This window comes from Paraburkholderia jirisanensis, from assembly GCF_054782355.1.
The window spans coordinates 152,531-166,581 of sequence record NZ_BAAGSQ010000002.1; the positions used below are offsets into that span (position 1 = coordinate 152,531).

Below are 14,051 nucleotides of genomic sequence, written 5' to 3' on the forward strand. Positions count from 1 at the left end.
CCGACAAACGCGCAGGACATGCACGATGCGCACGACGACGACAGCGACCTCACGACCGACCGGATTCTCGCGCGGATCGGCCAGCTGACGCGCACGCTGCGCGACTCGATGCGCGAGCTCGGCATCGACAAGCACGTCGAACGCGCGGCCGAAGCCGTGCCGGACGCGCGCGACCGCCTGCGCTACGTCGCGGCGATGACCGAGCAGGCCGCCGAGAAGGTGCTGACCGCGATCGAAGTGGCCAAGCCGATCCAGGAGCGGCTGCAGCAGGAAGCGGGGGAGCTCGATGCGCGCTGGAAAGAATGGTATGAGGCGCCGCTCGAGCGCGACGAAGTGCGCACGCTGATGAAGGACACGCACGGCTTCCTCGGCCGGCTGCCCGACGCGACGTCGGCAACCAACCAGCAGCTGCTCGAAATCATGCTCGCGCAGGACTTTCAGGATCTGACCGGCCAGGTGATCAAGAAGATCACCGAAATCGTTTACCTGATCGAGCAGCAACTGCTCGGCGTGCTGGTCGAGAACATTGCGCCTGAACGGCGCGAGCAGTTCGCGGCAACCGCCGCCGCGCTCGCCGCCGAAACCTCGCCGACCGGGAGCCCGGAGGGTCTGTTGAACGGCCCGCAGATCAACCCCGAAGGCAAGGCCGACGTGGTGCAGGACCAGTCGCAGGTCGACGATCTGCTGGCCAGCCTCGGCTTCTAGGCGAACAACTCTCCTCACTGCAAAACATCGGATCGCGGTCGTTCGCACGACCGCGGAATCTGTACGTTCCAGTAGGGCAACAGGCATACTAGCTGTCACACAACGCTATGCATAATCGAGTGTTGAGCATCAGCGTGCATAACGTTTGCGAAGTGCTGACGCAGGTTTCCTAACGGCTTTCCATCAGCAGCAGCGGATGCCGGTTTTATGCTTTTCGTATGGTAGTGGTCGCCGCTCCGCGAGCCGTCCGTTTATCGACGGCGTGCCGGTTCGCTGTGCGATGACAGCCATGCAATCCAGATTCGGGCCGGCGCGGTGCGTCGCGGCGGTCTTCAAACGGGGAGAGTCCTGATGTTGAATTCGAGTCAGCCGGTTGGTCCGGCGCGCGCGCGCGGCTTCGCCGCCGCGGCCGTGGCCCTGTGCGCAGCCGGCCTGCTGGCCGCCGCGCCTGCCGCGCACGCGGCACTCGGCGGTGGCGCGATGGCGACGCCGGAAGGTGCGACGCTGTCGTCCGCTCCGGCAACGGCGGCGACGTCCGCCGCTACGTCCACTTCCGCGACGATGCGCAATGCGCTCACCACGGATATGTCCACTGCATCGGGCGCCAGCACGCCTGCCGCGGCGTTGCCGTACACGGTGCGCGAGACCAGGCTCGGCACCGGCACGGTGATCCACGAGTATCTGACACAGGGCGGCGTGGTGTTCGGCGTCGCATGGCAGGGGAAGTTCCTGCCGCCGCTTGCCGACATCTTCGGCGATACCTACTACCAGCAGTACGTGGCCGGCGCGCAGGCGGTACGCGCGGCGCGTGGCGGCATCGCGCGTGGGCCGATGCTGGTCGATCAGAGCGGTCTCGTGGTTCATTCGGGCGGCCATCCGGGCGGCTTTGCCGGCAGCGCCTGGATACCGTCGCTGCTGCCCGCCGGTGTCACCGGCGTAGACATCCGATAACGGCGACTAGCGGAGAACCAACGTGCGATTCCCGAACAAAATGACGGACTGGATCAAATGGGCCGGCGCGCTGCTGGCCATTGCGCTGATCGCCGCCTGCGGCGGCGGTGGCGGCAGTAGCGACAGCGGTAGTTCGAGCTCGGCGGCGGGCCCGTCGCAGCCGCTGGCGGCGAACGCGGTAGCGGTGACCGTCGATTCCGGGCTGGAGCGCTTTGCCAACATTCCGGTGGTGACCGTGACGGTCTGTGCGCCGGGCACGTCGAATTGCCAGACCATCGACCACGTGCTGCTCGATACCAAGTCGTTCGGCCTGCGCCTCGTGAATACCTCGCTCGGCGCGCTGGCCTCGGGCCTGACGCCGCTGCCGTCGGGCAGCGGCCAGCTGGCGCAATGCACGCTGTTCGCCGACGGCTTTACGTGGGGGACGATCCGCGGCGCGGACGTGCGCATTGCCGGCGAGACGGCATCGAACATCCCGATTCAGGTGATCGGCGATCTGCCGGCTGGCTCGACCCCGGTGACCAACTGCTCGGACCGCGGCACCAGCGCGGAAAACACCGCCGCGGAGCTCGGCGCCAACGGGATCCTCGGTATCGGCGTGGCACCGGTCGACTGCGGCGCGGCCTGCGCGGCGCCGATCGGCAACAACAACCCGAGCACGTACTTCTCGTGCCCGCCGGGCACCACCACGAACAACTGCACGCGCACGTCGGTACCGGTTGCGCAGCAGTCGGCTAACCCGGTGGCGCGTTTCGCATCCGACAACAACGGCCTCGTGGTGCAGTTTCCCGCGATCGCGGACAGCGGCGTGAAATCGGTCACCGGCACGATGACCTTCGGCATCAATACGCAGACGAACAATGCGATGCCCACCACCGTGACGAAGCTCGGCAGCACCGGCTTCGGCGACCTGGTCAAGAGCACCTTCAACGGCGTGAGCAGCGTCGATGCGTTCCTCGATACCGGTTCGAACGGCCTGTTCTTTACGGCATCGGTAGCGGCGTGCGGCACGCAGGCGCCGAAGTTCTACTGCCCGACCAGCCAGCAAGCGTTCAGCGCGACGCTGCAGGGCAGCGATTCGACCCAGGCGCCGGTCAGCTTCAACGCGAGCAATGCCATTACGCTGTTCAACAGCGGCAACTTCGCGTTCAACAACCTCGCCGGCGAAAACGGCAGCCCGCTCAGTCTGGACCTCGGACTGCCGTTCTACTTCGGCCGCACCGTGTACCACGGCCTCGACCAGACCGCGTCCGGCGGCCAGTCGGCTTTCCTCGCGTTCTAGAGGCGTCGGCGCCGGGCCCGGGCGGCGTTACCGCGCCTCGGGCCGGCGCTGTTACCGCGCCGCTCACCCCCATCGCGACACCCTCCCACGCGTCAGCTGGCACGCGCGCTGCCGTCCTCCCGATTCGATCCGGCGAAATACCCCGGTTTCACGCCCTTTATCCGCCGATCATCCCTTTACATCTGCAGGAATAATCGCTCTCACCCGGAATACCGGCATTGTGCCGTGACCGTTTGGAGAGAGCCCCGTGGCAGAGGAAAGCGACCTCGAAAAGACCGAATCAGCCACTCCCCGGCGCCGTGAAAAGGCGCGCGAGGAAGGGCAGGTCGCGCGTTCGCGCGAGCTCGCGTCTTTCGCGCTGCTGTCGGCAGGCTTTTTCGGCGTGTGGGGGCTGTCGCATCCAATCGGCATGCATCTGCAATCGATGCTGCATTCGGCGTTCACGTTCGACCGCGCCGCCGTGTTCGATACCAACCGCATGCTGATCGGCGCCGGTTCGATCGGTGCCGAAGGCCTGCAGGCGCTCGCGCCGGTGCTGCTGCTGACCGGCCTCGCCGCGCTGCTCGCGCCGATCGCGCTGGGCGGCTGGTTGATCTCGAGCAAATCGCTCGAACCGAAATTCAGCAAGCTGAACCCGATTACCGGCCTCGGCCGCATCTTCTCGATGAACGGCCTGATCCAGCTCGGCATGGCGATCGTCAAGACGCTGGTGGTCGGCGGAATCGGCTCGCTGGCGGTGTGGAATCACAAGGACGAAATCCTCGCGCTGGTCACGCAGCCGCTCGACGTCGCGCTGGCCAGCAGCGGCCATCTGATCGCCGTGTGCTGCGCGACCACCGTGGCCGGCATGTTCCTGATCGCCGCGCTCGATGTGCCGTACCAGATCTGGCAATACGAAAAGAAGCTGCGCATGACCAAGGAAGAGGTCAAGCGCGAGCACCGCGAGAACGAAGGCGACCCGCACGTGAAGGGCCGCATCCGCGCGCAGCAACGTGCGATGGCGCGCCGCCGGATGATGCAGGCGGTACCGAGCGCCGACGTGATCGTGACCAACCCGACGCACTTCGCGGTCGCGCTGAAGTACACCGACGGCCAGATGCGCGCGCCGAAGGTGGTCGCCAAGGGCATGAACCTGGTGGCCGCGCGGATCCGCGAACTCGGCGCCGAAAACAACGTGCCGCTGCTCGAAGCGCCGCCGCTCGCGCGGGCGCTCTATTACAACGTGCGCCTCGATGCGGAAGTGCCGGGCGTGCTGTACGGCGCGGTGGCCGAAGTGCTGGCGTGGGTGTATCAGCTGCGCCGCTTCACGACCCACGGCGGCGCCGCGCCGACCAAGCCGGCCGATCTGGAGGTGCCCGCCGAACTGGACAAGCACCGCCCGCTCGGCGACGAAGACCTCGAAGACGACATCGAAGACGTGCAAGCTACCGAACCGCAAGCCAGCAACAACAGCAATAACGATGGAGGCCGCGCATGAACGCCCGCGCCGGTTTCCTGTCGCGTCGTCCGGAAGCATTGCAAGGTCACAATCTGCGCGCCCTCGCGGGCCCGATTCTGATCTGCATGATCCTCGGCATGATGATCCTGCCGTTGCCGCCGTTCCTGCTGGATCTGCTGTTCACCTTCAACATCGCGCTTTCCGTGATGGTGCTGCTGGTCAGCATGTACACGATGAAGCCGCTCGACTTCGCCGCGTTCCCGAGCGTGCTGCTGTTCTCGACGCTGCTGCGCCTGTCGCTGAACGTCGCGTCGACCCGGATCGTGCTGCTCGAAGGCCATACCGGCCCGGACGCGGCCGGCAAGGTGATCGAGGCGTTCGGCCACTTCCTCGTGGGCGGCAACTTCGCGGTCGGCATCGTGGTGTTCATCATCCTGATGGTGATCAACTTCATGGTGATCACCAAGGGTGCGGGCCGGATCGCCGAAGTGTCCGCGCGCTTCACGCTCGATGCGATGCCCGGCAAGCAGATGGCGATCGACGCCGACCTCAACGCCGGCAACATCAACGAAGAGCAGGCCCGCAAGCGCCGCCAGGAAGTCTCGCAGGAAGCCGAGTTCTACGGCTCGATGGACGGCGCCAGCAAGTTCGTGCGCGGCGACGCGATCGCCGGTCTGCTGATCATGGTGATCAACATCATCGGCGGGCTGATCGTCGGGGTGGCGCAGCACGACATGAGCTTCGCGGCGGCGGGCAAGAACTACACGCTGCTGACCATCGGTGACGGCCTCGTCGCGCAGATCCCGTCGCTGGTGATCTCGACCGCGGCCGGTGTGATCGTGTCGCGCGTCGCGACCAACGAAGACATCGGCACGCAGCTCACCACGCAGTTGTTCTCGAACCCGCGCGTGCTGATGATCACCGGCTCGATCCTCGTGCTGATGGGTCTGATTCCGGACATGCCGCACTTCGCGTTCCTGATCCTGGGCGGCGGCGCCATCCAGCTGGGCCGCACGCTGAAGAAGCGCGCTGCGGAGCGCAAGACCGCCGCGCTGGTCGAAACCGCACCGGCCGCGCTGGTTGCACCGGAGAACGCCGAAGCCAGCTGGGACGACGTGACGATGATCGACACGCTCGGCCTCGAAGTCGGCTACCGGTTGATCCCGCTGGTCGACCGCAACTCGGACGGCGAACTGCTGAAGCGCATCAAGAGCATCCGCAAGAAGTTCGCGCAGGAAATCGGCTTCTTGCCGCCGGTCATCCATATTCGCGACAACCTGGAGCTGCGCCCGAACGGCTACCGGATCACGCTGAAGGGCGTCGAAATCGGTGTCGGCGAAGCGTATCCGGGCCAATGGCTGGCGATCAACCCGGGCCAGGTGAGCGCGGCGCTGCCGGGCTCGCCGACCACCGATCCGGCGTTCGGCCTGCCGGCGATCTGGATCGACACGAATCTGCGCGAACAGGCTCAGGTGTACGGCTACACGGTGGTCGATTCGAGCACGGTGGTCGCGACTCACCTGAACCATCTGGTCGTCACGCACGCGTCCGAACTGCTCGGCCGCCAGGAAGTGCAGGCGCTGCTCGAGCGCACCGGCAAGAACACGCCTTCGCTGGTCGAAGAGCTGGTGCCCAAACAGGTGTCGGTCACCACGCTACAAAAGACGCTGCAAAACCTGCTCGAGGAAGGCGTGCCGATCCGCGACATGCGCACGATCCTCGAAGCACTCGCCGAACACACGCCGAAGGTCACCGACGCACACGATCTCACCGCGATCGTGCGTCTCGCACTCGGCCGCGCGATCACGCAGCAGTGGTTCCCGGGCAGCAACGACATGCAGGTGATGGGCCTCGACTCGAATCTCGAACGGGTGCTCGCGCAGGCGCTGACCACCGGCCCGAACCCGGGCCTCGAACCCGGTCTCGCGCAAACCCTGCTGACCGAAACACAACGGGCGATGAATCGCCAACAGATTCTCGGCCTCGCGCCGGTGCTGCTGGTGCAGCACGCACTGCGCGCGATGCTCGCGCGCTTCCTGCGCCGCAGCCTGCCTCAACTGAAGGTGCTTTCGTACGCGGAAGTGCCGGACACACGAAACATCAAAGTGGTTAACCTCATCGGGGGCCAAGCTTGAACATCCGTAAATTCACCGGCGCGACCAGCCGGGACGCGCTGCGCCTCGTTCGCGAAGCCCTTGGTGCCGACGCCGTGGTGCTGTCGAACCGCTCGCTGCCTGACGGCACCGTCGAAATCGTCGCGCTCGCCGACAGCGATTTCGCGTCGATCACCCCGGCGCCGGCTGCGCAGCAGAACGCTGCAGGCGAGGCCGCCCCGCGCAACACGCCGGCTGCCGGCTTTGCCAATCCGTATGCGAATGGCCTGCCCGACGTGTTCTCGTCGGTGTTCGGCGCAAGCCCGGAAGCAGGCGCGGACGACGAGCCTGCGGTATCGGCCCTGCCGGCGCCCGCCGCACTGGCCGCCGAGGAATCGCGTGTTGCCGAGAAGAACGAAGCGGCGTTTGGCGCCGCCAGGCCGACGCAGGCTGCACCGGCCGCTGCCGCTGCGACGCGATCAGAAAAGCCGACTGAAAAGCCGCTGGCTGCGCCCGCTGCAGCGCGGCCCGCGAGCGCACCGGCCGCGCCGCGCACACTGGTCGAGTCGAACCCGTGGCTGATCGATCATGCCCGCGAGATCGCCGGCAAGCAGCAGGCCGTCGCGCACAGCGCGAAGCCGATGCTGACGCCGACTACCGCGAAGGCCAAGGGTCTCGGCGTAGCCGCCGAAGCACCGGCAGCCGCAGCGCGCCAGCAAGCGGCGCATGCCGCCGCTCACGCAGCGCCGATCTCGGTCGAAACCCCCGATTGGGCTCGCGAAGCCGCGCAACTGGCGGCGCGTCGCGCGACCCAGCGCCCGGCGTCGAGCGGTCTGCCCGAGCAGGTCACGGCGGCGGTCACCGATGCGATCAATGCGCGGATGGCGCACATCGTCAACGAAACGGTGATGAACGAGCTCGCGTCGATGCGCGGCATGATGGAAGAGCACTTCGCCGGCCTGTTGTGGGCCGACGGCCAGCGCCGTTCGCCGCTGCAGTCGCAGCTGACGCGCCATCTGTTCGCGGCAGGTTTCTCCGCGCAACTGGTGCGGATGATCGTCGACAACCTGCCGGCCGTCGAAAACTTCGAAGCCGGCATGGAGTGGGTCAAGTCGGTGCTCGAATCGAACCTGCCGGTGATGGAAAACGAAGACGCGCTGATGGAGCGCGGCGGCGTGTTCGCCCTGATGGGCCCGACCGGCGTCGGCAAGACGACCACCACGGCCAAGCTCGCGGCACGCTGCGTGATGCGCTTCGGCGCCAGCAAGGTGGCACTGCTGACCACCGACAGCTACCGGATCGGCGGCCACGAGCAACTGCGCATCTTCGGCAAGATTCTGGGTGTATCGGTGCACGCAGTGAAAGACGGCGCCGACCTGCAACTCGCGCTTTCGGAACTGCGCAACAAGCACATCGTGCTGATCGACACGATCGGCATGAGCCAGCGCGACCGCCTGGTGTCCGACCAGATCGCGATGCTGTGCCGTGCCGGCCAGCCGGTGCAGCGCCTGCTGCTGCTCAACGCGACCAGCCACGGCGACACGCTGAACGAAGTGGTGCAGGCCTACCAGGGCGCGCCGGACAAGCAGCCGCTGGCCGGCTGCATCCTGACCAAGCTCGACGAAGCCACCAATCTCGGCGGCACGCTCGACACGGTGCTGCGCTACCGCCTGCCGGTGCACTACGTATCGACCGGCCAGAAAGTGCCGGAGAACCTGTACGTCGCGACCCGCAAATTCCTGATCCGCAGCGCGTTCTGCATTCCGCGCGATCACTCACCGTTCGTGCCGCAAGACGACGATGTTCCGGGCTTGCTGTCTGCCCTGTCGGCACGTTCGACTGCCGAGCAGCACGAGGTCCGGTTTGGCTAAGTTCGTGTCCGACCAGGCCGAGGGACTGAGGCGGCTGCTGGCCCGCCACGGTTCCCGCGCGATCGCCGTCACGGGCGGATCGGCGGGCGTGGGCGGCTCGACCGCGGTGGTCAATCTCGCGGCGGCGCTGGCAGCACAGGGCAAGGATGTGCTGGTGGTCGACGAACACGCGGGCGACCCGCGCTCGATCGCGGCGCTGACGGGCGGTGCGTCGCCGGAGCGCTTTGCGGCGTTCTCGCGCGGCGAGGTTGCGCTGGAAGCGGCCGTCGCGCGTCATGCGGCGGGCTTCGCGGTGCTCGGCGTGCCGCATGGCGCGCGCGCGGCCTGCAAGCCGTCGCAGCTTGCCGCGGTATTCGACGGACCGGCCGACGTCGTGCTGATCGACGTGCAACTCGAGCGCGACGGCATGCTGTCCGACCTCGCGCTGCAGGCGCACGACCTGTTGATCGTCACGCGCGTCGCCGCGCAGGCGATCACCGATACGTATGCGTGCCTGAAGCGGCTGCATTACGCGTACGCGATCGCGCAGTTTCGCGTGCTGGTGAATCACGTGCAAAGCGAAGCGGACGCGCGCACCGCGCTGGAAAACCTCGCCGATGTATCGAGCCGCTACCTGCGCGTGTCGCTGGAAGGCGCCGGCTGCATCGCCGAGGATCCGCTGATGGCGCGTTCGCGGGAACTGTCGCGCTGCATCGTCGAGGCGTGGCCTTCGGCGCCGGCCGCGCGCGATTTCCGGCAACTCGCAGCAGACCTGCAGGACTGGCCGATGCGGCCAGCAATGAGTTCGCGCACGCCCTGGGCGGCGGGCGCGGCTGTTACGACGGCGTCACTTGCCGAACAACCATCCGCACACCACGCCTGACCGGCAGCGGACAAGGGGAGCTCGATGTACAACGCTCAAGGAAAGATTTCACAGGCTGAGGTCTTGACCAAATACACGCCGCTGGTGCGGCGGCTAGGCCTGCAGCTGGTCGCGAAGATGCCCGCGAGCGTGGACCTCGACGACCTGATCCAGGCCGGCATGATCGGTTTGCTGGATGCGGCGAGCCGTTACAAGGAAGACCAGGGCGCGCAGTTCGAGACGTACGCGAGCCAGCGGATTCGCGGTGCGATGCTCGACGAGCTGCGCAGCAACGACTGGCTGCCGCGCAGCGTGCGGCGCACGTCGCGCGAGCTGGAGATGGCGGTGCATCAGGTCGAGCAGCGGCTGGGCCGCGCGGCGAGCGAAGCGGAGATTGCCAAGCATCTGGATTTGCCGCTCGAAGAGTATCAGTCGATGCTGCAGGATCTGCATGGCAGCCAGCTGATCTACTACGAAGACTTCGACCGCTCGGCCGACGATGAACCGTTCCTCGACCGCTATTGCGTCGACCATTCGGACCCGCTGTCGGCGCTGCTCGACGACAGCCTGCGCGGCGCGCTGATCGAGGCGATCGACCGCCTGCCGGAACGCGAGAAGCTGCTGATGTCGCTGTACTACGAGCGCGGCATGAACCTGCGCGAAATCGGCGCGGTGATCGAGGTGAGCGAGTCGCGGGTGTGCCAGCTGCATAGCCAGGCGGTGGCGCGGCTGCGCGCACGGCTGCGGGAAATGGCCTGGGCGGCGGAGGAGCATTAAGCTCCGGCAAGGGTTTGGCGGGAATTTATACCCTGGCATCGGATGTTGGGGTATAAATTGAATGCGGCAGAATTTATACCCTGGAATCGCATCGTAGGGTATAAATTGATGCCATGACGACCTTCCACAACGACGCGCTGCAAACGCTGTACGCCTCTGTCGCTGAACGCGCCGCGACGCAGGGGCAAATCCCGTTGCATTCGCCGGGCTCGGCAGCCCAAAAAACCGTCGACGGAAAAAGTTACACGTACTGGCGCGTGTACCCCGCGTCCGGAAAGCGCGTCGAGATTTCACTAGGCCGCACCGGCGAGCCGGATACCGAAGCAGCGCTCGAAGCAAAAATGCAGGAAAGCGCAGAAATGCGCGCACTCGGCGCCGACGTCCAGACGTTGCGCAAAGCCGGCTTTTCCGCTGCGGACAATTCGTCTGCATTGACCATCGCCACGCTGTACAACGTGGGCATCTTCAGCCACGGCGGAGTGCTGGTCGGTTCGCACGCATTCGGCGCGCTTCTGAATAGCCTTGGCGTACGCCAACCGGCGAACTACCGGACCGAAGACATCGATATCGGCACGACTGGCTCGATCTCGCTAGCCATCCCGGAAGACCGTAGTTTTCTCGACATCCTGCGCGATAGCAGTCTGCCTTTTCTCGAAGTGCCGGAACTCGACTCGCGCAAGCCCGCGACGTCATTCAAGGCGCGCGGCCAGCCGCTCAAAGTGGATCTGCTTGTGCCCGGCACCGAAGCCTACGAGAGCAAGGCGTTGCCGCACCTGCGCGCGCATGCGACCGGCTTGCCGTACTTCAAATATCTGCTGGTGGATCCTGTGCGGGGCTTCGTGCTCGGCAAGGAACACGCGGTGCCGGTCACGCTGCCCGACCCAGCTCGCTTCGCGTTGCACAAGCTGATCGTCAGTACGCTGCGCACGCCGGTGTTGGCCGCGAAGGCCGACAAGGACCGCCGTCAGGCCGCGGTGCTGATCGATGCCTTGATGGAGAAATTCCCCGACGCACTGGAAGTCGCGGCCGCGCATATCGAGACCAAAGCCCGCGCGCGCGTCGCCAGGGCCGCAGCGCAGGCATTGAATTTCGAAGTCGATCTGTCGGAGCGCGCGCAAGACTTTCTCGCCGGGCTGGCCGGCGACGCGTAATCGCTCCGTGCAGGAAACGGGCTTGCTACAGCCCCGAGAATGCCGGAATCCGGCCGTCCGGGCCGTAGAACGAACTGGCCTTTTCCGGCGTGCCGCGCAGCACCGTGAGAATGCGGCGGTTGTATTCCATCCGGGTGCGGATCATCAGGCCGTTGTCCGCATTGAGCCGGCGCGCGCGGTCGGCCGATTTCTGCAGCGCGCCCCAGTGTTCGTTCAGCCGGCCATCGCGGGCCACCGCCAGCGCCATGCCGCGCGTGCCGCCCGGCAGGCCGCGTGCCTGCAATTGCGCCTCGCGCGTGCGCTCGAGCATCGCGAGCTTCTCGGCCATCGCGGCCTTCTGTTCGACGATCGGCGGCAGGGTTTCGAGTGGGGATACGGCGGTCAGCGCCTTTTGCTCGAATGCGAGCAGCGACGCAAAGGCTTCGACGGTTGCGTATTCGTCGAGGATGGTGTCAAGCAGGGCGTCTTTCATTCGTCACTCACACGTTTTTCCTTCCGCATGCCTGGGCACACGGAGGGACGCGGTTTCACATGCCGGCCGGCAGTGAGCGTCCCCGAAAAAACGGTTGACGCTCAGCCGCCAGTCGACGGATTGCGTTGCAACAGCTCGCGTGCGGTCTGCAGCACGCCATCGGCGATCTTGCCGGTGTCGATCGCGAGCGACCCGTCACGGATCGCAGCCTTGATCGACTCGACGTGCGCGACGTCGATATCGCCTGAGCCCGATGCCGCGAGGCCCCGCAAATTGCTCGACAGCGACGACAGGTTCACGTCTGCATCGCCACTCGGCGCAGGCGTACGGCTCGCGGCAGCGGCGTTGTCCGCAGGGGCGGACGCGCCTTGCTGGCCGCGCTGAACGCCGCCGTTGGCAGGCGTCAAACTCGGGTTGGTGCTGGAATCGACTTTCACGATTGGCTTCCTGAACGATTTGACCTTGATATCGGCAATCACGAACAGAAACTTTAGCGCAATCGGAATATGCGTTTTCCCGCTTCCAGCCGAGCTTTCTGACGCTATTTACGTCACTTTTACCGCCTGCTTCTGTCTGCCCCCACGCCGCGCCACGCCCGGCTGTTCCAGCCTGCCGGCCGGCCAGTCGATGCAATGCGCGCGCGTTACTGCATAACTGCCGTTACAGCTGGATCTCGACGGTCGAGCCGTCCTTCACGATGCCGGTGACGATCTGGCCGGTGGAGGTCTTTACCCGCACTTGCTGGCCGGGACCTGCGTTGTTCATCACACTGCCTTCCGCCGAAATCGAGAAACCTTCGCCTGCCGCGACCACCTTGACCGTCTGTCCGACCGTCACCGACATCGCGCTCTTCAACAGATCCTGCCGCAGCGGCAGGCCCGCGCCGATACGCGCCAGTGCGATCGCGCCGACCGCCTGCGCCGGATCGGTGATGACCGCTTGCGGCAGTAATGCGAGGTCGCCTTCGTGCGCGACGAGATCGGCGGCCGTCAGCATTTCGCCCGGCGTGATCTGGCGTGCGGAGCTGTAGTAGGTGGCCATCAGCGTGATGCTGGCGCGCAGGTAGATGGTCCAGGGGCGGGCGCCCGCACAGCGCACGCCGACGGAAGTGCGGCCCCACAGCCGTGCGCCGACTGGCATGAACGGCTCGAGCGTCGTGCAGGCGGCGAGGCCGCGCGGGAACGCCGGTGCGACGGTAATCGTGATCTTGCCGGGCAGGCCGGCCGTCTGCTGTTGCAGGAACGCGAAGGCGGTAGCGTGGATCGCGTCGGCGTCCTGCTGGCCGGTGGGACTCGCGCCGCTGGCTGCGAGCGCCGCCGGGCTGGCCGCGGCCGACGCTGCGGTCACCGCTGGGTTTGCCGCTGGGTTTCCCGTATTCACCGCATTCACCGCGACGACGCGCTGATTGGTGCGCATCGCTTGTGCTTGCGCGAACTGCTGCGCGGCAGCCAGCTGTTGGGGATTCTGATTGACGGCCTGCGCAGCTTGCGCGCCTTGCGTCGGCTGCTGCATGGCCTGTGCGATCTGCGCGACCTGCAGGGCTCGCGTCTGAGCCGCCTGAACCGCCTGCGCGGATATCGGCTGCGCAGGTCGTGCGACAGCCGCAGGCGTCTTCACTGCTGCCGTGCTGCCGCCCGCGCCGGTCAGCTGCGGCGGCTCGCCGCGTGCAGCGAGCGGCTCGATCTCGATCGGCGCGGATGCATCCGCAGCCGGTGCGGCTGCCGCCGACGCGTACGCCGTCGATGCAACCGGTTGATTCTGCGTGGCCGGCGTCGTATAGCGCACCGGCGCGCTGCCGACCGCGACTGGCGCCGCCGCCGCCGTCGGCGCTATCGGCGTCACCGGGCGTGTGCCGATCGGCAGATTCACGCGTTGCATGCCCATGGGGATGCCTACAGCCGCCGCGCGGCCGATCGGTATGCTGCCGGCCGTGCTGTTTACGATGCCGCCCACGTTGCCGTTCATCGTGCTGCCCGCGGCGCCCCCAACGGCGCCATACACCGCCGCAGGCCGTGCGCCCGGTGCAGCTTGCACGCCACTCGTCGCATACGTCACCGCAGCAGGCTGCCCCGCCTCTTCCCCATTCCCCGCAATCACAATCTGACCTTCGGCAACATTCGCCGCGCGCTGCGCTGCCGGCGTCGGCCGCAGCGAAGCCAGCGTCGCGCCCGCCGGCCCAGCACTGCGCGGCGCTGTCATCTCGATGCGCGCAGCAAGCGCTTGCGCATCGGCGGGATTCTTTTCTCCATTCCCCGGAATCACGATCGGACCGCCGGTCTCCTGTTGCGCATAAGCGGCAACAGGCAACGCGCCATACAACGCGAGTCCCGGCAACGCGCCATACAACGCCAGCGCCGCAGCCAGCGCGCGGCGCGCCATGCCACGCGGCCGCGCGGCGTGCGCGACGCCGGACAGGGCAGCAAAAGCGGGCAGGGCCATGGCGATTCTCCAGGAGCGAATACGAAGGTAC

Annotated in this window: 12 protein-coding genes; 9 read left to right on the forward strand and 3 right to left on the reverse strand. The window is 66.5% G+C overall.

Features of this window, described 5'->3' with window-relative positions; all coding sequences use genetic code 11:
- Window positions 1-18 precede the first annotated feature (18 nt).
- From cheZ to ACYVNQ_RS01135, 9 genes are all read left to right on the forward strand, one after another.
- Window positions 19-705, forward strand: a complete 687-nt coding sequence (gene cheZ, locus ACYVNQ_RS01095; protein WP_460900487.1) for a protein phosphatase CheZ — start codon at window positions 19-21, stop codon at window positions 703-705.
- 351 nt (window positions 706-1,056) lie between these two features.
- The gene (locus ACYVNQ_RS01100; RefSeq protein WP_460900288.1) at window positions 1,057-1,656 is read left to right on the forward strand and encodes a DUF2844 domain-containing protein; all 600 of its coding nucleotides are present in this window, start codon (window positions 1,057-1,059) and stop codon (window positions 1,654-1,656) included.
- A gap of 22 nt (window positions 1,657-1,678) precedes the next feature.
- Window positions 1,679-2,938, forward strand: a complete 1,260-nt coding sequence (locus ACYVNQ_RS01105; protein WP_460900289.1) for a DUF3443 domain-containing protein — start codon at window positions 1,679-1,681, stop codon at window positions 2,936-2,938.
- Window positions 2,939-3,185: 247 nt separating this feature from the next.
- Complete coding sequence (flhB, locus tag ACYVNQ_RS01110) at window positions 3,186-4,415, forward strand: flagellar biosynthesis protein FlhB (protein WP_460900290.1); 1,230 nt, start codon at window positions 3,186-3,188, stop codon at window positions 4,413-4,415.
- Complete coding sequence (gene flhA, locus ACYVNQ_RS01115; protein WP_460900291.1) at window positions 4,412-6,511, forward strand: flagellar biosynthesis protein FlhA; 2,100 nt, start codon at window positions 4,412-4,414, stop codon at window positions 6,509-6,511. The genes flhB and flhA overlap by 4 nt, the downstream gene beginning before the upstream one ends.
- On the forward strand, window positions 6,508-8,340 hold the full coding sequence (gene flhF / locus ACYVNQ_RS01120) for a flagellar biosynthesis protein FlhF (RefSeq protein WP_460900292.1): 1,833 nt from the start codon (window positions 6,508-6,510) through the stop codon (window positions 8,338-8,340). Before flhA ends, flhF begins: the two co-directional genes overlap by 4 nt.
- The gene (locus tag ACYVNQ_RS01125) at window positions 8,333-9,202 is read left to right on the forward strand and encodes a MinD/ParA family ATP-binding protein (protein WP_460900293.1); all 870 of its coding nucleotides are present in this window, start codon (window positions 8,333-8,335) and stop codon (window positions 9,200-9,202) included. Before flhF ends, ACYVNQ_RS01125 begins: the two co-directional genes overlap by 8 nt.
- Before the next feature lie 24 nt (window positions 9,203-9,226).
- Window positions 9,227-9,958 (forward strand): RNA polymerase sigma factor FliA, encoded by a 732-nt coding sequence (locus ACYVNQ_RS01130; protein ID WP_460900294.1) that lies wholly within the window; start codon window positions 9,227-9,229, stop codon window positions 9,956-9,958.
- Between the two features lie 113 nt (window positions 9,959-10,071).
- On the forward strand, window positions 10,072-11,109 hold the full coding sequence (locus tag ACYVNQ_RS01135; RefSeq protein ID WP_460900295.1) for a GSU2403 family nucleotidyltransferase fold protein: 1,038 nt from the start codon (window positions 10,072-10,074) through the stop codon (window positions 11,107-11,109).
- Window positions 11,110-11,134: 25 nt separating this feature from the next.
- Here the strand turns inward: ACYVNQ_RS01135 and ACYVNQ_RS01140 are convergent, their stop codons facing one another.
- From ACYVNQ_RS01140 to flgA, 3 genes are all read right to left on the reverse strand, one after another.
- Window positions 11,135-11,581, reverse strand: coding sequence for a flagella synthesis protein FlgN (locus tag ACYVNQ_RS01140; protein ID WP_460900296.1), 447 nt, complete (start codon window positions 11,579-11,581; stop codon window positions 11,135-11,137).
- A 101-nt stretch (window positions 11,582-11,682) separates the two neighbouring features.
- Window positions 11,683-12,018, reverse strand: a complete 336-nt coding sequence (flgM, locus tag ACYVNQ_RS01145) for a flagellar biosynthesis anti-sigma factor FlgM (protein ID WP_460900297.1) — start codon at window positions 12,016-12,018, stop codon at window positions 11,683-11,685.
- A gap of 223 nt (window positions 12,019-12,241) precedes the next feature.
- Window positions 12,242-14,020, reverse strand: a complete 1,779-nt coding sequence (flgA, locus tag ACYVNQ_RS01150; protein ID WP_460900298.1) for a flagellar basal body P-ring formation chaperone FlgA — start codon at window positions 14,018-14,020, stop codon at window positions 12,242-12,244.
- Between the last annotated feature and the right edge of the window lie 31 nt (window positions 14,021-14,051).